Source organism: Paracoccus actinidiae (assembly GCF_030863885.1).
Lineage (GTDB): Bacteria > Pseudomonadota > Alphaproteobacteria > Rhodobacterales > Rhodobacteraceae > Paracoccus > Paracoccus everestensis.
Genome location: NZ_CP132956.1, coordinates 740,672 through 759,298 on the forward strand (window position 1 = coordinate 740,672; position 18,627 = coordinate 759,298).

An 18,627-nucleotide genomic window follows, 5' to 3' on the forward strand; every position below is an offset into this window, starting at 1 on the left:
ATATATGCTCTTGCTAAACACGACTTTCCCTGTCGTTATTTGTGGAATAAGCGACCGACGAGTCAAAGGAGCGATCGAGATGACGATCCAGGGCCAGAACATCGATGCCAAGGCACGCCCGCTTTATTCCGTCCGGCTGATCGACCGCCGCACCGGCCAGGTCCATCGCGTGAACGGGGCGCCCCTTCTGGCGCTGAGCCGGGAACCCCAAGCGGCAGCCGCATCGCTGCTGGAAGGCCGCGACCCTGCCTTGTGGGAAGCCCGGATCGAATCGCTTTCCACGCATACCACCCGTTAACCATCGGCCCCGCCGACGCAGTTCTTTTCAGGAGACGGTCCATGTCGAAATCCAACACCAGCCGCATCGGCGCAACGCTGCCCGCCATCCTGCTGGCCCTGGCGATCGCAGCCCCGGCCCAGGCCGAGACGCTGCTGAACGTCAGCTATGATCCCACCCGCGAACTGTATCGCGACGTGAACGCGGCATTTGCCGAAAAATGGGCTGCCGACGGCCACGAGGCGCCCACAATCGAAACAAGCCATGGCGGGTCGGGCGCGCAGGCCCGTTCGGTCATCGACGGGCTGAACGCCCAGGTGGTGACGCTGGCCCTGGCCTCCGACATCGACAAGATCGCCGAGGCAGGCAAGCTGCCCGCCGACTGGCCGTCGAAGCTGCCCCACAATTCCAGCCCCTATACCTCGACCATCGTGTTCCTGGTCCGCGAAGGCAATCCCAAGGGAATCGCCGACTGGGGGGATCTGGTCAAGGACGGGGTCGAGGTGATCACGCCCAACCCCAAGACCTCGGGCGGGGCGCGGTGGAATTACCTAGCGGCCTGGGCCTGGGCGGAAAAGAACGGCCAGAACCCGCAGGACTTTGTGGGCCAGTTGTTCACCCATGTCCCGGTGCTGGATACCGGCGCGCGCGGATCGACCACGACCTTCGCCCAACGCGGCATTGGCGACGTGCTGCTGGCCTGGGAAAACGAGGCCTATCTGGCGCTTGAGGAAATCGGCGAGGATCAGTTCGACATCGTCGTGCCCTCGGTGTCCGTGCTGGCCGAACCTCCGGTCGCCATTGTCGAAGGCAACATCGCCAACGATGCGCAGCGCGAACTGGCGGCCGCCTATCTGGATTTCCTGTATTCGCCCCAGGGTCAGGCGCTGGCCTTCAAGCATTTCTACCGCGCCTGGGACGACAGCGCCGCCGCCCCCGAGGACGTGGCCCGCTTTCCCAAGCTGGATCTGGTCAGCATCGAGGATTTCGGCGGCTGGAAGAAGGTTCAGCCCGAACATTTCGGTGACGGCGGCATCTTCGACCAGATTTATACGACGAAGTGACGGCCATGACTGCGCGCCCCCTGGTCCACCGAACTGCGATGCCCGGCCTTGGCCTGTCGGCCGGCATCACCCTGACGATGCTGTCCATCGTCGTCCTGCTGCCCATCGGCGCCCTTCTGTTGAAGGGCGCCAGTTTCGGCCTTTCCAACGTGCTGGAGGTTATGGCCCGCGAACGCGTCCAGGCGGCGCTGTTCCTCTCGTTCAAGCTGTCGCTGCTGGCGGCGGCGTTCAACCTGGTCTTCGGCGTGCTTCTGGCCTGGGTTCTGGTCCGCTACAGCTTTCCCGGCAAGCGCATCCTGGACGCCGCCGTTGACCTGCCCTTTGCCCTGCCCACTGCCGTGGCGGGTATCGCGCTGACCGCGCTTTATGCGCCCAATGGCGCCTTTGGCGAACTGTTCCAGCAAATGGGGCTGAAGATCGCCTATACCCAGGCGGGCATCTTCATCGCCCTGGTGTTCGTGGGCCTGCCCTTCGTCACCCGTACCGTCCAGCCCGTGATCGAGGAAATCGACCGAGAGGTCGAGGAAGCCTCGGCCACCCTTGGCGCCAGGCGCCTTTACACGCTGCGCCATGTGATCCTGCCCATGCTGACGCCCGCCGCGCTGACGGGCTTTGCCTTGTCCCTGGCCCGCGCGGTGGGCGAATACGGGTCGGTGATCTTCATCGCGGGCAACATTCCCCTGCGCACGGAAATCGCGCCCCTGCTGATCGTGATCCAGTTGGAGGAATTCAACTATGACGCCGCAGCCGCCATCGGCATCGCCATGCTGGTGATTTCCTTCGCCATGCTTCTGGCGATCAACCTGATCCAGATCATCAGCCGAAGGAAAATGGGCCATGTCTGACGCCACCCTTCACCCCGCGCGCGCCTTTCGCGCAGCCACCCAGGAAGCGCCCCTTTTGCGCGCAGCCCTGATCGGGATCGCGGTCGCGGGCCTGGCCGTTCTGGTGTTCGCCCCCCTGGCCGTCGTCTTTGCCGAGGCCCTGAAGGACGGCTGGCTGGCGGCCGTGGAATCGCTGGGCAACCGGGATGCCCGGTCGGCGATCCAGTTGACGCTGCTGATCACCGCCATCGCCGTGCCGCTGAACGCCGCCTTTGGCATCGCGGCGGCCTGGCTGATCACCAAGTTCGACTTTCGCGGCAAGGCCTTCCTGATCACGCTGATCGACCTGCCCTTCTCGGTCAGCCCGGTGGTCGCGGGCTTGTGCATCGTGCTGCTGTTCGGCGCCAATTCGGTCGTCGGCGGCTGGCTGATCGCCCATGGCTGGCCCATCGTCTTTGCCATTCCCGGCATCGTCCTGGCGACCGTCTTTGTGACCTTTCCCTTTGTCGCGCGCGAACTGATCCCGGTGATGATCGAGCAAGGCCGGGCCGAGGAGGAAGCCGCCCTGACGCTTGGCGCATCCGGCTGGCGGACCTTCCGCACGGTGACCCTGCCCAACATCCGCTGGGCACTGCTGTATGGCACGCTGCTGTGCACGGCCCGCGCCATGGGCGAATTCGGCGCGGTCGCGGTGGTGTCGGGCAAGATCCGCGGCCAGACCGCGACCATGCCGATCACCATTGAGATGCTGTACAACGAATACCTGTCCGTCGCGGCGTTCAGCATGGCCGCGCTGCTCACCGCGCTTGCCCTTGTCACCCTGCTTCTGAAAACCCTGCTGGAACTGCGCCACGCCGACCAGCTTGCCGCCATTCGTCGCCATTGAAGGGAAACCGATCATGCATATCGACATCGACGAAATCGCCAAGACCTTCGGCGCCACGACCGCGCTGCGTCCCGTGTCCCTGAACATCCCATCGGGCGCCCTTGTCGCGCTTCTGGGTCCATCGGGGTCAGGCAAGACCACGCTGCTGCGGATCCTCGGGGGGCTGGAATTCCCGACCTCGGGACGGGTGCTGTTCAACGGCCAGGACGCGACCGGCATGACGGTCCAGGACCGCCGCGCGGGCTTCGTGTTCCAAAGCTATGCGCTGTTCCGGCACATGACGGTGTTCGACAACATCGCCTATGGCCTTCGCGCCCGACCCCGCAGCCAGCGTCCCACCAAGGCGGAAATCACCCGCCGCGTCACCAAGCTGCTGGACCTGATCCAGTTGCCCGACATCGCCACCCGCTATCCCACGCAACTGTCGGGCGGCCAGCGCCAGCGCGTGGCCTTGGCCCGCGCCCTTGCAATCGAGCCGCGAATGCTGCTGCTGGACGAACCGTTCGGCGCACTGGACGCCAAGGTGCGGCGCGAATTGCGCCAGGGCCTGCGCGACATCCATGACGAAACCGGCCTGACCACGGTCTTCGTGACCCATGACCAGGACGAGGCGATGGAGCTGGCCGACCTGGTGGTGGTGATGTCGATGGGCCGGATCGAACAGATCGGCAAGCCGCAGGACATCCGTGCCAAGCCCGCGACCGAATTCGTGCGCGACTTCATCACGGCCTGACCGGCAGGCGTCAGCCTTGCAACAGCGCCTTCGCGGCCTGCGTCGCCGCGTCGGTGATGCGATCGCCCGACAGCATCCGCGCGATTTCCGCCACGCGGTCGTCAGGACCAAGGGCCGTGACGGTGGACGTGGTCATGTCGTCCTGGACCGATTTCGACACCTGGAAATGGGTGGCGCCCAAGGCCGCGACCTGCGGCGAATGCGTCACCACCAGAACCTGCGCGTCGTCGGCCAGGCGTTTCAGCCGCCGCCCCACGGCATCCGCCGTGGCCCCGCCCACGCCCCGGTCGATCTCGTCGAAGATCAGCACAAGCGCGTCGTTGCCGCGCGCCAGGCACACCTTCAGCGCCAACAGGAATCGCGACAGTTCCCCGCCCGACGCGATCTTGTCCAGGGCGCCCGCAGGCGCACCGGGATTGGTGGCCACTGTGAAGGCCACGTCGTCGCGCCCATCGGGTCCGGGCTCGCCCCGCGTGACAAGCGTCTGGAAGACCGCGCGTTCCATCTTCAACGGCACCAGTTCGGCCGTCACGGCGCGGTCCAGGGCAACGGCCATGTCCGTGCGCGTGCGCGTCACGGCATCGGCTGCGGCGTCATAGGCGGCGTCGGCATCGGCCACCTGCCGTTGCAGCGCGGCAATCTGCGCCTCGCCCGCGTCGATCTGGCCCAAGCGGTCGCGCAATTCATCCGCCAGTCCGGCCAAGTCATCGGCCAGGACATTGTGCTTGCGGGCAAGCGCGCGCAGGGCGAACAGACGTTCTTCGGCCGCCTCAAGCTGGCCGGGATCCACGTCCAGGGCTGACAGCGCATCCTCGACCCCGCGATGCGCCTCGCCCAGTTCGACAAGGGCGCGGGACAGCGCGGCCAGCGGTTTGTCCAACCGCCCCTCGGCCCGGTCGGCGGCCCCCTCCAGCCAGCGGGCGGCATCGACCATTGCGCCTTCGGCCCCGTCGCCGCCCAGCATCTTCAAGGCGCGGGCCACATCCTCCCGGATGCGGATGGCGCCCTGCATGGCGCGGCGGCGGGTGTCCAGGGTCGCTTCCTCGCCCGCTTGGGGGGACAGGTCGTCCAGTTCGGCGACCGCATGGCGCAGGAAATCCTCCTCGGCCCGCGCGGCGGTCAGGCGGGCCTCGGCTTCGTCCAGGGCACGGCGGGCAGTGCGGCGGGCCGCCCAGGCATCGCGCACGGGACCAAGCGGGACAGCGCCGAACGCATCCAGCAGCGCGCGATGGCCGCGCGGGTTCAGCAGCCCCCGGTCGTCATGCTGGCCGTGGCGTTCGACCAGCACGTCGGACAGTTGCCGCAACACCTCGCCTGAAACGCGGCGGTCGTTCACAAATCCGGTCTTGCGCCCGTCCGCGCCGTTCACGCGGCGCAGGATCAGATCGTCGTCTTCCAATTCGATCCCGGCATCGGCAAGGATATCGCGGGCAGGATGGTTGACGGGCAGGTCGAACACCGCCGTCACCTCGCCCTGGGCGGCACCCTGGCGGACCAGATCGGCGCGGCCGCGCCAGCCCAGCACGAAGCCCATGCAATCCAGCAGGATCGACTTGCCCGCCCCGGTTTCCCCGGTCAGCACGTTCAGGCCGGGACCAAAGCCAAGCTCCAGCCGGTCGATCAGCAGCATATTGCGGATGTCCAGCGAACGCAGCATCGGCCGGTCCCTATCCCACGCGGGTGGGGGTCACAGCCACCGTCCCTGAATCATCTGGCGATACACATTCGTCAGCCAGTTGTCGCCCCGAACCTCGGGCGCCAATCCGCGCCCGCGCAACTGGCCGTAGGCATCCCCATAGAAGGGCGACGACTGGAAGTTATAGCCCAGGATCGCACCGGCCGTCTGCGCCTCGTCCGTCAGGCCCAGGGCCAGATAAGCCTCGACCAGGCGCAGCAGCGCCTCGGGTGTCTGGGTGGTGGTCTGGAATTCCTCGACCACGACGCGAAAACGGTTGATGGCGGCGGCATAATGCCCACGCTTGAGGTAATAGCGCCCGATCTCCATTTCCTTGCCGGCCAGGTGATCAAAGGCGAGGTCGAACTTCAGGATCGCACTGCGGGCATATTCGCTGTCGGGATACTGTTCGATCACGCTGCGCAGCGATTGCAGCGCTTGGAAGGTCAGGCCCTGGTCGCGCCCGACCTCGTCGATTTGGTCGTAATAGGACAAGGCCAGCAGATATTGCGCATAGGCCGCATCCTCGTCACCCGGATAGGTGTCGATGAAGCGTTGGGCAGCGCCGCGCGCTTCTTCGTAGTTCTGGGCGCGGTGATTGGAATAGGCTTGCATGATCAGCGCGCGCTTGGCCCATTCGGAATAGGGATACAGCCGCTCGACCTCGGCGAAATAGAACACCGCGTCTTCGGGCTTGCGGCTGTTTTCCAGCTCGAATTCGCCGCGCTTGTAGATTTCCTCGGCGGTGAAGCGGTCCAGGTTCCGCTTGTCGGAATCGGTTCCGCCGCGCCCGCAGCCCGTCAGAACCAGACCCGCCAGAACCGCCGCCATCACGGAAGCCGAGAATTTCGAGCGCGCCATCTTCACCCTGCCTGTGACTTCTTCCTTGCAGCCGTCCCATGCCGGACCGCGCTGCCCGGACCCTCTAGCACAGAACATCAGGGGGCGCAAAATGGCAATCCGTTGAATTTCACGCGCGTTTTCCACCACCGCTTGACGTGGCGGAAGGCCGCGCGGTCACGCAGCGGCCCAAGCCGTGGGGGCAAGGTCGTATGCCGCCACGCCCGCGCCCGGCAGGCGGTCCTCCAATGCAGGCGAACAGGTTTCCCACTGCCATGCCGTCGGATCGGCGAACAACGCACGCAGCAGACGGTTGGTCATGGCATGGCCCGCGCGGTGCCCGGTGTAACGCGCCAGCAGCGGCGCACCCGCCAGAGCCAGGTCGCCCATCGCGTCCAGCATCTTGTGGCGCACGGCCTCGTCCCGGTGGCGCAGACCGCCGGGCGACAGCACGCGGGCGCCGTCCACGACAACCGCGTTCAGATAGGTGCCGCCCAGGGCCAGCCCGTTCTTGCGCATCGCGTCCACATCGGCCTGGCGGCAGAAGGTGCGGCTGTCGGCCAGTTCGCGCAGGAATGCGCCATTGGCCATGTCCAGGCGCTTTTCCTGATGGCCGATGGCCGCATCGGCAAAGTCGATCTCAAAGTCGATTTCCAGGTGATCGGCGGGGGTCAGGCGGGCGAAAGCCTCTCCCTCGCGCACCTCGACCGGGCGCAGCACGCGGATGGCGCGCAGGTCGGCCTGCTGCAACGCGATTCCGGCGCGCAGGATGGCGCGCACAAAGGGGGCGGCGGATCCGTCCAGGATCGGCACTTCGGGGCCATCGGCCAGGATGCGGGCGTTGTGGATTCCCGTTCCGGCAAGGGCGGCCATCACGTGTTCGACGGTGGACAGGGTCGTGCCCTTGCCATCATCCAGCAGCGTGCAAAGCCTGGACGGCGTGACGCGATCCCACCGGGCGGGGATATCCACGGCAGGCGACAGGTCGGTGCGGCGGAAGACGATGCCGTGGCCGGCAGGAGCGGGATGGATCTCCAACCGGGCGGGGGCGCCGGAATGCAGCCCGACCCCCTGGAACATCACCGCTGTTTTCAACGTCGCCTGCATGACAACCTGCCTTCATCTGTATCGCAACGGGATTTCCCTTTGCTGTAACGGATGACCTAGGCCCAAGGGGGCAAGCGTTCAATTAACGAATTGTGACGGGGTGAAACATTCACCGTGGGACTTTGCCGCGGCAAAAGAAAAAGGCCGCATGACGCGGCCCTTTCTTGTCAGATGGGTGACCGGTTCAGTTGGCCTGGCGGCGCAGGAAAGCCGGAATTTCAACATTGTCCCCGGATGCATCCGGGCTGGCCAGATCGTCGAAATCGGCGTCCTGCTGGCGGGCGCGCACGGCCACGCGTTCATTGACGCGTTCTGAAATCGAACCGGCGGCAGGTTTCGGCGCGGCTTGGTCGGAATGGCCCGCCATCCGTTCCAGCATCCGGCCCAGACCCGCCATGCGGCTTTGCGCGCGCACGGGTTCCTGGGGCGCGGGCTGAGGCTGCTGGCGTTCGCCCTTGTTCTCGACCGCGCGGCGCAAACGCTCCAGCGTCTCGGGCGAGGCTTGGCCACGGGACGCCCCCTGCGGGGCACGCGGGGCGATAAAGCCTGCGTCCTCCTTGACGTTCAGAGCCATCGGCTGCGCGGCTTCCTTGCGCTGATAGGCCGGGGCCGGCATCTCGTCCTCGATCCGGGGGGCCGGCGCGACGGGCCGGGATTCGGCCAGCGGCGTGCCAACGCGGCGCGGCGGCAGGTCGTCACCCTGAGGCCCTTGGGGCGCGATCTCGACCCTTTGCGAAACCTGCGGGTTCTGCGTCAGGGGTTCGGCCATGGTGCGGCGGGGGGCCGGAACCTCGGCCATGGCGGCGGCGGCGTCGATGCCGGTCGCCACGACCGACACGCGGATGGAACCGTCCATGTCGGGGTCGAGCGTCGAGCCGACGATGATGTTGGCGTCGCTGTCCACCTTGTCGCGGATGACGTTCGCGGCCTCGTCCAGTTCGAACAGGGTCATGTCATAGCCGCCGGTGATGTTGATCAGCACGCCCTTGGCGCCGTTCAGGCTGACCTCGTCCAGCAGCGGGTTGGCGATGGCGCGTTCGGCGGCTTCCTGGGCGCGGTTCTCGCCCGATGCTTCGCCGGTGCCCATCATCGCCTTGCCCATCTCGTCCATGACCGACCGCACGTCGGCGAAGTCGAGGTTGATCAGGCCCGGCTTGACCATCAGGTCGGTCACGCCCTTGACGCCCTGGTACAGAACGTCGTCGGCCAGGGCAAAGGCTTCGGTAAAGGTGGTCTTTTCGTTGGCGATGCGGAACAGGTTCTGGTTGGGGATGATCAGCAGCGTGTCGACGACCTTGTGCAGCGCCTCGATCCCCTCGTCGGCCTGGCGCATCCGCTTGGTGCCTTCGAACTGGAAGGGCTTGGTCACGACGCCGACGGTCAGGATACCCATTTCACGCGCAGCCTGCGCGATGATCGGGGCCGCGCCGGTGCCGGTGCCGCCGCCCATGCCGGCGGTGATGAAGCACATATGGGCGCCCATCAGGTGATCGACGATATCCTCGATCGTTTCCTCGGCGGCCTTGGCGCCGATGGCGGGCTTGGCGCCGGCGCCCAGACCCTCGGTCACCTTCGGACCCATCTGGATGCGGTTGGCCGCGCGCGAAGCCGACAGCGCCTGCGCGTCGGTATTGGCAACCACGAACTCGACCCCGTCGAGGTTCTTCTCGATCATGTTGTTGACCGCGTTGCCGCCCGCGCCGCCCACACCGAAGACAGTGATACGGGGCTTGAGTTCGTCTTCGTCGTTCATCATCAGATTGAGGTTCATGGTTCCGCCTGTTTTTTTGCTATGTCGATCGGGTCATGACCTGCCGCCCGTCGAATCCCTCGTAATCAGTCTTCAATCCTAGCGGCGGACCGCCGCTGCGTCACTGTAAAAACGCGGGCAAACCCCAAAATCTGGTGGTGTTTGCAGGCCGTTTCGGCGGTATCTTGCCAATGCGGTTGAACGCGGTGCCGCGCCCGCGCCACCCCAAATTCCACCCCAGATCACCAGTTGTTCCTGAACCAGCGATACGCGCGGCGCAGGCTTCGGGTCGGGTAACTGTTGGCAGGCATTTCGAAATCCCACCATTCGTCCTGGGGATGGGCGGCGAACAGCGCCAGCCCCACGGCACTGGCAAAACCCGGATCGGTGAACTGATGGGCCAGCCCGTCGATGCGCAGGGGACGGCCGCAACGGATGTTCGGACCCAGGATGCGCGCGGCCAATCCGTCCAGGCCGGGGATCTGGCTGCCCCCGCCGGTCAGGACGATCTGCTGGCTGGGCATCGAGTCGAACCCGGCCGCGTCCAGAACCTCTCGCACGCCTTCCAGGATTTCCTCGACCCGGGGGCGCATGATGCCGATCAGGTCGGCGCGGCTGACAGACCGGCGATCGGCGTCCCATTCGCCCGTCCCCGTGCCGATTTCCAGCATGTCGCGGTCGTCGCGGCCTGTCGCCTCGACCCCGCCGTTGAGGGTCTTCAGCCGTTCCGCAACAGGCAGCGGGATCCGCAAACCCTGGGCGATATCCTGTGTGACCAGATGGCCACCCATTTTAACATTGTCTGCGAAGATCATGTGTTTCTTGACGAAAATAGACACGCCCGTGCCGCCGCCGCCAAAATCGATGCAGGCCGCGCCCAGTTCCTGTTCGTCTTCCACCAGCGACGCCCTGGCCGAGGCATAGGAGGCCGAGGCCACCCCCGCCAATTCCAGGTCGCAGCGACGGATGCACTGGACCAGGTTGCCGATCACGTCCCCATCCACGGTCAGCACGTGCATGTCGCAGGCCAGGCGGTTGCCGACGTGATCGCGCGGATCGCCAAGCCCGCTGCGGTTATCCACGGCAAAATTGACCGGCTGGGCGTGCAGCACCTCTCGCCCCCGGCCGAAATCGGGCGCGTCGCAGGCGGCCAGGACCGATGCCACGTCGTGATCATGGACCCGGCCCGCATCCAGAGAGATTTCCCCGGCCAGGCCATAGGATGCGGGGCGGCCGCCCGACAGGCAGGCGATGACGTGATCGACGCGCACGCCCGCGACCTTTTGCGCGGCGGCGACCACGGTGCGGATCGCGCGTTCGGTTTCGGCCATCACATCGATCTCGCCCCGGCGCATCCCGCGCGACCGGGTCGAGGCGGCACCGATCACCTTGAAGTTGACCTGCCCTGCCATTGGCCCCACGCCGTCGGTTTCCCGGAACGTGCCCGTGCCGTCGAAACGCAGCACCAGACAGGCGATCTTGGACGTGCCGATATCCAGGATGCCGATCACGCCGCGTTGCAGGGCCGCCCGGCGGATGTTCCGCATTGCCCGTTGCGTTTGGTACAGTTCCGCCATCGCCTAGCCCCCCTTCTTTTCGTCTTCCTGAACAACCTTGCCGTCCGGTCCCAGGACCGGCTGGCCGCGTGCGGCGCGAATCGTGTTGCGCGCGTCGATCCCCAACCGCATCACCGGGCGCGACGGATTGCGCAGATCCACGGCGGCAATGTCGCGGCCCAGCATATCCTGGGCGCGGTCCAGGGCGATCACTGCCTCCATCGCGATCACCGCGCCTTTCGCGGGCAGCATGATCCGCTGCCCGTGATCCAGCACCAGATCCCAGCGGCGCTCGCCCCGGCGGACCAGCCCGCGCACGCGGGGCAGGATCGGGCCGGCCGCGTCGATCAGGGCCAGGGCCTCGGGCACGGCCAGGTCAGCGCCATCGCCCGCGATCAAGGGCAGTTCGGGCCGCACATCGCGCGAGGTGACCGACGCGACGCGGTGGCCGGTCTTGTCCAGGATCTCGATCCCGCGGGCATGACGCCACAGGATCGCGGGTTCGCGTTCCTTGACCACGGCGGACAGGATCCCGCCCGGCTTGATGCGCAGGTCGATGGATTCGATCACGTCCAGCTGCATCACCTGCAACCGCAGGGCCGTCAGGTCGATGTCAAAGCTGGAGGCGGGCAGATCGACCGGCAACATCGCCCGCAACGCCGTGTCCACCACGGGGGACGCACCCTCGACCGTCATAGTGCGGACCTGGAATTCCTCGCGGCTTTGCACCTTGGTCATGATCTGCTGGACGCCATCGGACAACAGCGCCCGGCGGTCCTCGTCGGACAGCCAGATGCCTGCGGTCATGGCGACCAGAAAGGCCGGGACGCCGATCCGGACGGCACGGCGCCAGATCGGGCGCAGCCACATCCGTTCCAGACGGTATTGCAGCCGCGACGGCGCCGGGTCGCGCTTGACGCGGTCAGCCTGCAGCAAGGCCCGGTTCGGGCGGTGGTCGATCACTTCGGGCACAGCGCGTCCTCGACCATCCAATGCATCAGGTCCGGGAAGCCGATCCCGGCATGGGCTGCCTGTTCGGGCGCAAGCGAGGTCGGCGTCATGCCGGGCTGCGTGTTCACCTCGAGGATGATCAGCCCGTCCAGACCGCGCGCATCGTCCCAGCGGAAATCGGTGCGCGACAGCCCCCGGCAGCCAAGCGCGCGGTGCGCGCGGATCGCATAATCCCCGCAGGCCTGCGCGATGTCGGCAGGAATGTCGGCGGGGATCACATGGCGCGACCCGTCGACCGTGTATTTCGCGGCATAGTCATACCAGCCCTCGGTCACGATCTCGGTCACGCCAAGCGCCCGGTCGCCCATGACCGCCGTGGTCAGTTCCCGCCCGGGCGCATAGGTCTCGACCATCACATGGGCGGGCATCGTATCAGAAAGTTGCGGCGGCTGGTTGGCGCCGTCATGGACGATATAGACGCCGACGGACGACCCTTCGTCGTTCGGCTTGACCACATAGGGCGGTGTCAGGACGTGCCGCGCGCGCACCTCGTCAGCAGCGGCGATGACGCTGTCCACCACCGGCAGACCGGCCACGCGCAGCGCATCCTTGGCGCGGGTCTTGTCCATCGCCAGGGCGGATGCCAGCACGCCCGAATGGGTATAAGGCAGGCCAAGCCCTTCCAGGATCCCCTGGACGCAGCCATCTTCGCCAAACCGGCCATGCAGGGCATTGAAGACGACATCGCAGCGCAGATCCGCCAGCCGCGCGACCAGGGGGCCGCCGCGGTCAGGCCCCAGTTCGACCTCGATCACGTCATAGCCCGCCACCCGCAGCGCATTCGCGCATTCGCGCCCCGATGACAACGACACCTCGCGTTCAGCCGAGGGTCCGCCCATCAGAACGGCTACGGTATGGGCTGTCCTGCTCGACCTGCCCGCCACGTTTTGCCTTTCGCCCCGGTTGGTCCCGGGATTTCCTGTCCCCGCGCGGCCGGGTTGACCCCCGATCCTGCGCTTATCGGGCGAGGATAGCGGATGCGTGGAAATCGCAAAAGGACAATTTTAGCTATCCGCCAAAGATTGTTGGGAAATTCGTTAATCAATTCCCGGTTGATCCGGGCAACGGGTCGCCGATGCGGATCACCTCCCATTGCAGGGAGTGGCCGCTGTGTTCCAGCACGCGGCGGCGGACCAGTTCGCCCAAGGCTTCCAGTTCGGCGGCAGTCGCGCCGCCGGTGTTCAGCAGGAAATTCGGATGCTTTTCCGACATCTGCGCCCCGCCCCAACTGTGGCCGCGCAGCCCCGCCCGATCGATCAGCGACCAGGCCTTGAGGTCGTGGACATCATCCGCCCGACCTGTGGAACTGAACCCCGCCGGGTTGCGAAAGGTCGAACCGGCGCTGCGGTCCCGGGTGGGCTGGGTTTCGTCGCGGCGGGCCAGTTGATCGGCCATCATCGCGTGCAGGACGTCGGGATCGCCGGGTGGCGCGTGAAACACCGCCTCGGTTACGACGCAGCCTTGCGGCAGGTCGGCATGGCGGTAAGAAAATCCAAGCTCGTCACGGGTCAGGACGATTCGCTTGCCGGTCCGCGTGACGGCCCGCACCGAAATCAGGTGATCGGCGACATAGCTGCCATAGCAGCCCGCGTTCATGCACACGGCGCCGCCGATGCTGCCGGGGATCGTGCGCAGGAAGGTCAGGTCCAGCCCCGAATCCGCCGCCCGCCGCGCCACATGGGCATCCAGTGCGGCCGCGCCTGCGGTCACGCGGTCGCCTTCGACCGTGATGGCGTTGAAACCCCGGCCCAGGCGGATCACCACGCCCCGGATGCCGCCGTCGCGCACGATCAGGTTGCTGCCCACGCCCATGGGAAAGACCGGCACGGCAGGGTCCAGACCGCGCAGGAAATCGGCCAGGTCGTCTTCGTCGGCGGGTTGAAACAGCCAGTCGGCGGGGCCGCCAACGCGCAGCCAGGTCAGCGCGTCCAGGGGCCGGTCGGGGGTCAGGGTGCCGCGGGGGGTGGGAAGATCAAGGGTCATGGCACAGGGTCGTAGCCAGCGGTTCCCACCCCGTCAACGGGCGATGCCCGGGGGCGGCGCGATCAGGGGCCGGTCACTCAGCCGGCGGCACCATGTGCTTGGACACCCGGCGGCGCGGCGCGCGCAGCAGGACCCCGATGCCGATGGCAAGCCCCGCCACGCCCGCCATGGGACCGCCGTTCAGGGTCAGCCAGCCGAGGACAGGGATACCGATCAGGATCAGCGCCCAGAAGGCGCGGTTGCGGTGGCGTGCCTGCAACCGCCGCTGGATCGCGGCCAGGACTATCCAGCCCAGCACCACCGCAATCGTGATCAGCACGCCCTGCGTCATGCGGCCCGTCCCTGCAAGCGTTCCGGCAGGCTGTTGGCCCAGGTCGAGATCGTGCCCGCCCCCAGGCAGACCACCATGTCGCCGGGCCGAGCCTGTTCGCGCACCAGCCGTTCCAGATCGTTTTCGTCCAGGATGGCGCGGGCGTGGCGGTGGCCATGGGCGATCAGGCCCGCCACCAGGTCGTCGCGGTCGGCGCCGGGGATCGGATCCTCGCCCGCGGCATAGACCTCGGCGATGGCGACCACGTCGGCCTCGTTGAAGCAGGTGCAGAAATCGTCGAACAGGTTCGACAGGCGGGAATAGCGGTGCGGCTGGTGGACGGCGATCACACGGCCCTTGGTGGCCTGGCGCGCGGCCTTGAGGACGGCGGCGATTTCCACCGGGTGGTGGCCGTAATCGTCGATGATGGTGACGCCGTTGATTTCCCCCACGTGGGTAAAGCGCCGCCCCACCCCGCCGAACTTGGCCAGCGCCTCGCGGATTTCGGCCTTCTTGATGCCCAGGTGACGGGCGACGGCCACGGCGGCAAGCGCGTTCGAGACGTTGTGATCGCCCGGCATGGGCAGGCTGCATCCCTCGATCATCTCGATATCGCCTGTTTCCGTCGGCCCCTCGCCTTGCAGGGCGATGTCGAACAGCGCAATGCCGTTTTCATAGTGCAGGTTCATGGCCCGCACGTCGGCCTGGGCGTTGAAGCCGAAGGTCACGACACGGCGGTCGGTCAGCTTGCCCACCAGGGCCTGGACCTCGGGGTGGTCGGTGCAGCAGACGGCGAGGCCATAGAACGGGATCCCCGAGGCGAAGTTGTAAAATCCCTGGCGCAGCGCGTCGAAGCTGCCCCAGTGTTCCATATGCTCGGGGTCGATGTTGGTGACGATGGCGATGTCGGCGGGCAGGCGGTTGAAGCTGCCGTCGGATTCGTCGGCCTCGACCACCATCCACTCGCCTGCCCCGGCCCGCGCATTCGATCCATAGGCATGGATCACCCCGCCGTTGATGACGGTCGGATCCAGCCCGCCCGCGTCCAGCAGCGTCGCCACCATGGTCGTGGTGGTGGTCTTGCCATGCGTGCCCGCGATGGCGATGTTGGATTTCAGTCGCATCAGTTCGGCCAGCATCTCGGCCCGGCGGACGACCGGCAGGCCACGGCGGCGCGCTTCCTCAAGCTCGGGGTTGCCCTTCTTGATCGCGGTGGAAATCACCACGACGCCCGCCGCACCGATATTCTCGGCCCGTTGGCCCTCGAAGACGCGTGCGCCCAGGGTTTCCAGCCGGTCGGTGATCTTGGATTTCTTCGCGTCGCTGCCCTGCACGTCGTAACCAAGGGTCAGCAGCACCTCGGCGATGCCCGACATGCCGATGCCGCCGATGCCGATGAAATGGATCGGTCCCAGTTCGTGCGGCAGTTTGGTGGCGGCGTTCATCGGGCAATCTCCGTGACAAGGTCGTACAGGCGCCGTGCCGCATCGGGCCGGGCAAGAAACAGCGCGGCCGCAGCCATCTGGCTGGCGCGCGGGGGATCGTTCAAAATCGCGCGGATGTCGCGCGTCAGGCCCGGCGCGTCAAGCACCGATTCGGGATGGATCAGCGCCGCGCCCACTTCGGCCAGGGCCTGGGCATTGGCGGTCTGGTGATCGCCCGCGGCGGCTGCAAAGGGAATCAGGATCGCCGGGCGGCCGATCACGGTGATATCCGCCAGGGACGAGGCACCCGACCGGCTGATGACCAGATGGGCCGCGGCCAGTCGTTCTGGCACATCCGCGAAGAAGGGCTGCACCTCGGCGGCGATGCCGGCATCGGCATAGGCGGCAATGACGCGGGCCGCGTCCTCGGCCCGGGCCTGGTGGCTGACGCGCAGCCGGGCGCGCAGGTCATCCGGCAGGGCGGCAATGGCTGCGGGAACCACATCGGACAGGATCCGCGCGCCCTGGCTGCCGCCGATCACCAGCAGGTGCAGCGCCCCGTCGCCCGGCGGGGCATAGGGGGCGGCGGCATGGTCCAGCACGGTCTGACGGACAGGATTGCCGGTATGGACGCCCTCGACATTGGCAGGAAGATCGGTGGGCCAGGTGCCGCAGGCGATGCGCTGCACGCGGCCTGCGAACATCCGGTTCACCCGCCCCATGACGCCGTTCTGTTCATGGATCATCCGAGGCAGGCCCATGGTCACGGCGGCGGAAAGGGCCGGGATCGTGGGATAGCCGCCAAAGCCGATCACCACAGCGGGACGGTCGCGCCGCAGGCCCGTCCGCGCCGCCACGACGCCGGCGGCGATCTTCAGGGGCGCGGTCAGCTTGCCTGCCAGCCCGCCGCGCGCGGTCGTGGCGGACCGCACGATGCTGCGTTCGACGCCATCGGGAAAGCCGCCCGCATAGCGCGCGCCCCGGTCGTCGGTGGACAGGCGGACGCGCCAGCCCTCGGCCAGCAGCAGTTCGGCCAGGGCCTGGGCGGGAAACATATGGCCGCCCGTTCCCCCGGCGGCGATCAGGGCCAGCGGTGCGCTCATCCCCGGCCCCTTCGCAGGATTTCGGCCAGTTCGCCCTGCGGGCGAGTGCGGGTCAGGGCCAGCAGCATCCCGGCGGCAATGCCCGATGCGATGACGGATGACCCGCCATAGCTGACAAAGGGCAGCGTCATTCCCTTGGCGGGCAGCAGGCGCACGGCGACCCCCATGTTGATCAAGGCCTGGACGCCAAAGGCGCAGGCCAGGCCCGACCCGGCGATGCGCGCAAAGGCGTCGCGTTCGCGCAGCAACCGCAGCAAGGACCGCACGACGATGGTGCAATACAGCGCAATCACTGCCAGGACTAGGACGGTGCCGTATTCCTCGGCGGCCACCGCGATGATGAAGTCGGTATGCGCATCGGGCAGCGACCATTTCACGCTGCCCTCGCCCACGCCGACGCCAAAGAAGCCACCGTCCTGGATGGCCTTGGTGGCATAGCCGATCTGAGTGCGGGGGTCGATCTCGGGGTTGAGGAAGCCATTGATGCGGCGGGCAAAGTGTTCGGACGCGCCATAGGCGAAGACGCCCCCGGCTATTGCCAGTCCGGCCACGCACATCAGCAGCAGCATCGGCGCGCCTGCGATGAAATACATCACCAGCCAGGAAAACAGCACCAGCGATGCCTGGCCGAAATCGGGCTGCAAGGCCAGCAGGATCACCACCGCCATCGCCGTCAGAAAGGAATAAAGCCTGCCCGGCGGTCCGCCGATCGTTTGCGCGGCGGCCATGAACCAGGCGCAGATGGCCACAAAACCGGGTTTCAGGAACTCGGACGGCTGCATGGAAACGCCGGCAATGGACAGCCAGCGCGTGGCGCCCTTGCCGTGATCCTCGCCGATGAAGGGCAGCAGCATGATCAGCACGAAGGCCGCCGCAAAGCCCAATACCCCGATGCGCCGGATCTGGCGCGGTGACATCATCGAGATCACCAGCATCGTGACCAGGGCCATGGCCCCGAACACCCCCTGCCGCTGGACATAGTAGAAGCGCGGCAGATCGTTCTTTTCCGCCAGCGGCACAGAGGCCGCCAGCCCCAGAAGGATGCCGATGGCAAACAGCCCCAGCACGCAGGCCAGCGACCATTTGTCCAGCGTGCGCCACCAGCGTGGAAGAATCGGGTCGCCCGCCCCAACGGGCGTCGTGCCAAAGACCATCTCGGTCATGGGAATACCGCCGTCACTGCCTCAGAGAATCCGCCCGGTTTGTCCGGGTCTGCCGATTAGCATAGCGGGAAAATCGGGTCCGCGCTACTGGCGATTGGGTACAGGGTCACCCCAACATCGCCAGCCCCGGAAAGGTTTCCAGCAACCAATAGGAGAATGCCGAAAACGCCCCGGTCAGCAGCATCACGCCCACGACCAGCAACAAGGCGCCCATCACGCGTTCGATGACGCGCAGCCAGGGCTTGATGCGGTTCATCAGGCCGATGGCGCGGTTGATGAAGATCGCGGCCAGCAGGAACGGGATCCCCAGGCCCAGGGCATAGACCGCCAGCAGGGCGGTGCCCCGCGACAACTCTCCCCCGGTCGCGGCCAGCGACAGGATCATGCCCAGTTGCGGGCCGATGCAGGGCGTCCAGCCAAAGGCGAAGGCCAGCCCCAGCACATAGGCGCCAAAGGCCCCCCCGTCCTGCTTGCCCGCATTCACCCGCGCCTCGTGATCCAGGATCGGAATGCGGATGACGTGCAGGAAATGCAGGCCCATCACGATCACCATGACGCCCGCGGCCTTGGCCAGAAGATCCTGGTATTGCAGAAAGGCCCGCCCAAAGGCCGATGCGGCAAAGCCCATGATCAGGAATACCGTGGACAGGCCCAGCACGAAGAACAGCGCGGGCAGCACGGCGCTGCGTTCGTGCGTTTTCAGCCCGTTCACACCGACCCCCGTCATATAGGCCAGATAGGGCGGCACGATGGGCAGCACGCAGGGCGACAGAAAGGACAGGATCCCCGCCAGCAACGCGACAAGGGCGGCGGGCAGAAAGGCGGCGGTGGCAAGTTCGATTCCCAGCATGGCGGGCACCTTACCCGTTCGGGCGGCGCAAGCCATGGGTCATTGCGTCACGCCTTTGCGAAAGGGGCGCG

The 18,627-nt window shown here is 66.7% G+C and carries 18 protein-coding genes; 5 read left to right on the forward strand and 13 right to left on the reverse strand.

Features of this window, described 5'->3' with window-relative positions:
* Positions 1-79 precede the first annotated feature (79 nt).
* The 5 genes from Q5701_RS03715 to Q5701_RS03735 are packed head-to-tail and all read left to right on the forward strand — an operon-like array spanning position 80 to position 3,784.
* Entirely contained in the window at positions 80-298 is a 219-nt protein-coding gene (locus Q5701_RS03715) for a hypothetical protein (RefSeq protein ID WP_234853584.1), read from the forward strand.
* A 41-nt stretch (positions 299-339) separates the two neighbouring features.
* Complete coding sequence (locus Q5701_RS03720) at positions 340-1,341, forward strand: sulfate ABC transporter substrate-binding protein (RefSeq protein ID WP_306753820.1); 1,002 nt, start codon at positions 340-342, stop codon at positions 1,339-1,341.
* A gap of 5 nt (positions 1,342-1,346) precedes the next feature.
* Positions 1,347-2,186 (forward strand): sulfate ABC transporter permease subunit CysT, encoded by an 840-nt coding sequence (cysT, locus tag Q5701_RS03725; protein WP_306753821.1) that lies wholly within the window; start codon positions 1,347-1,349, stop codon positions 2,184-2,186.
* Positions 2,179-3,051 (forward strand): sulfate ABC transporter permease subunit CysW, encoded by an 873-nt coding sequence (gene cysW, locus Q5701_RS03730; protein ID WP_306753822.1) that lies wholly within the window; start codon positions 2,179-2,181, stop codon positions 3,049-3,051. The genes cysT and cysW overlap by 8 nt, the downstream gene beginning before the upstream one ends.
* Before the next feature lie 13 nt (positions 3,052-3,064).
* Positions 3,065-3,784: a sulfate/molybdate ABC transporter ATP-binding protein gene (locus Q5701_RS03735; protein ID WP_306753823.1), complete on the forward strand. Its 720-nt coding sequence runs from the start codon at positions 3,065-3,067 to the stop codon at positions 3,782-3,784.
* 10 nt (positions 3,785-3,794) lie between these two features.
* Here the strand turns inward: Q5701_RS03735 and recN are convergent, their stop codons facing one another.
* From recN to Q5701_RS03800, 13 genes are all read right to left on the reverse strand, one after another.
* Positions 3,795-5,441: a DNA repair protein RecN gene (recN, locus tag Q5701_RS03740; RefSeq protein ID WP_306753824.1), complete on the reverse strand. Its 1,647-nt coding sequence runs from the start codon at positions 5,439-5,441 to the stop codon at positions 3,795-3,797.
* A gap of 30 nt (positions 5,442-5,471) precedes the next feature.
* On the reverse strand, positions 5,472-6,320 hold the full coding sequence (locus Q5701_RS03745; RefSeq protein WP_306753825.1) for an outer membrane protein assembly factor BamD: 849 nt from the start codon (positions 6,318-6,320) through the stop codon (positions 5,472-5,474).
* Between the two features lie 156 nt (positions 6,321-6,476).
* Positions 6,477-7,406: a UDP-3-O-acyl-N-acetylglucosamine deacetylase gene (gene lpxC, locus Q5701_RS03750; RefSeq protein WP_306753829.1), complete on the reverse strand. Its 930-nt coding sequence runs from the start codon at positions 7,404-7,406 to the stop codon at positions 6,477-6,479.
* Positions 7,407-7,590: 184 nt separating this feature from the next.
* The gene (ftsZ, locus tag Q5701_RS03755; protein ID WP_306753831.1) at positions 7,591-9,177 is read right to left on the reverse strand and encodes a cell division protein FtsZ; all 1,587 of its coding nucleotides are present in this window, start codon (positions 9,175-9,177) and stop codon (positions 7,591-7,593) included.
* Positions 9,178-9,398: 221 nt separating this feature from the next.
* Positions 9,399-10,733 (reverse strand): cell division protein FtsA, encoded by a 1,335-nt coding sequence (ftsA, locus tag Q5701_RS03760; protein ID WP_234853593.1) that lies wholly within the window; start codon positions 10,731-10,733, stop codon positions 9,399-9,401.
* A 3-nt stretch (positions 10,734-10,736) separates the two neighbouring features.
* The gene (locus Q5701_RS03765) at positions 10,737-11,684 is read right to left on the reverse strand and encodes a cell division protein FtsQ/DivIB (protein WP_306753832.1); all 948 of its coding nucleotides are present in this window, start codon (positions 11,682-11,684) and stop codon (positions 10,737-10,739) included.
* Positions 11,672-12,562, reverse strand: coding sequence for a D-alanine--D-alanine ligase (locus Q5701_RS03770; protein WP_306755334.1), 891 nt, complete (start codon positions 12,560-12,562; stop codon positions 11,672-11,674). The genes Q5701_RS03765 and Q5701_RS03770 overlap by 13 nt, the downstream gene beginning before the upstream one ends.
* A gap of 202 nt (positions 12,563-12,764) precedes the next feature.
* A complete protein-coding gene (gene murB, locus Q5701_RS03775) occupies positions 12,765-13,706 on the reverse strand; it encodes a UDP-N-acetylmuramate dehydrogenase (RefSeq protein ID WP_306753833.1) in 942 nt (313 codons plus the stop codon).
* Between the two features lie 73 nt (positions 13,707-13,779).
* Positions 13,780-14,037 (reverse strand): DUF2484 family protein, encoded by a 258-nt coding sequence (locus tag Q5701_RS03780; RefSeq protein ID WP_306753834.1) that lies wholly within the window; start codon positions 14,035-14,037, stop codon positions 13,780-13,782.
* Positions 14,034-15,461, reverse strand: coding sequence for a UDP-N-acetylmuramate--L-alanine ligase (gene murC, locus Q5701_RS03785; protein WP_306753835.1), 1,428 nt, complete (start codon positions 15,459-15,461; stop codon positions 14,034-14,036). Before murC ends, Q5701_RS03780 begins: the two co-directional genes overlap by 4 nt.
* Entirely contained in the window at positions 15,458-16,543 is a 1,086-nt protein-coding gene (locus Q5701_RS03790; RefSeq protein WP_306753836.1) for a UDP-N-acetylglucosamine--N-acetylmuramyl-(pentapeptide) pyrophosphoryl-undecaprenol N-acetylglucosamine transferase, read from the reverse strand. The genes murC and Q5701_RS03790 overlap by 4 nt, the downstream gene beginning before the upstream one ends.
* Positions 16,540-17,706: a putative lipid II flippase FtsW gene (ftsW, locus tag Q5701_RS03795; RefSeq protein WP_306753837.1), complete on the reverse strand. Its 1,167-nt coding sequence runs from the start codon at positions 17,704-17,706 to the stop codon at positions 16,540-16,542. Before ftsW ends, Q5701_RS03790 begins: the two co-directional genes overlap by 4 nt.
* Before the next feature lie 106 nt (positions 17,707-17,812).
* Positions 17,813-18,556 carry a cytochrome c biogenesis CcdA family protein gene (locus Q5701_RS03800; protein ID WP_234853600.1) on the reverse strand — a complete coding sequence of 248 codons (744 nt, stop codon included), beginning with the start codon at positions 18,554-18,556 and terminating at the stop codon, positions 17,813-17,815.
* Positions 18,557-18,627 lie beyond the last annotated feature (71 nt).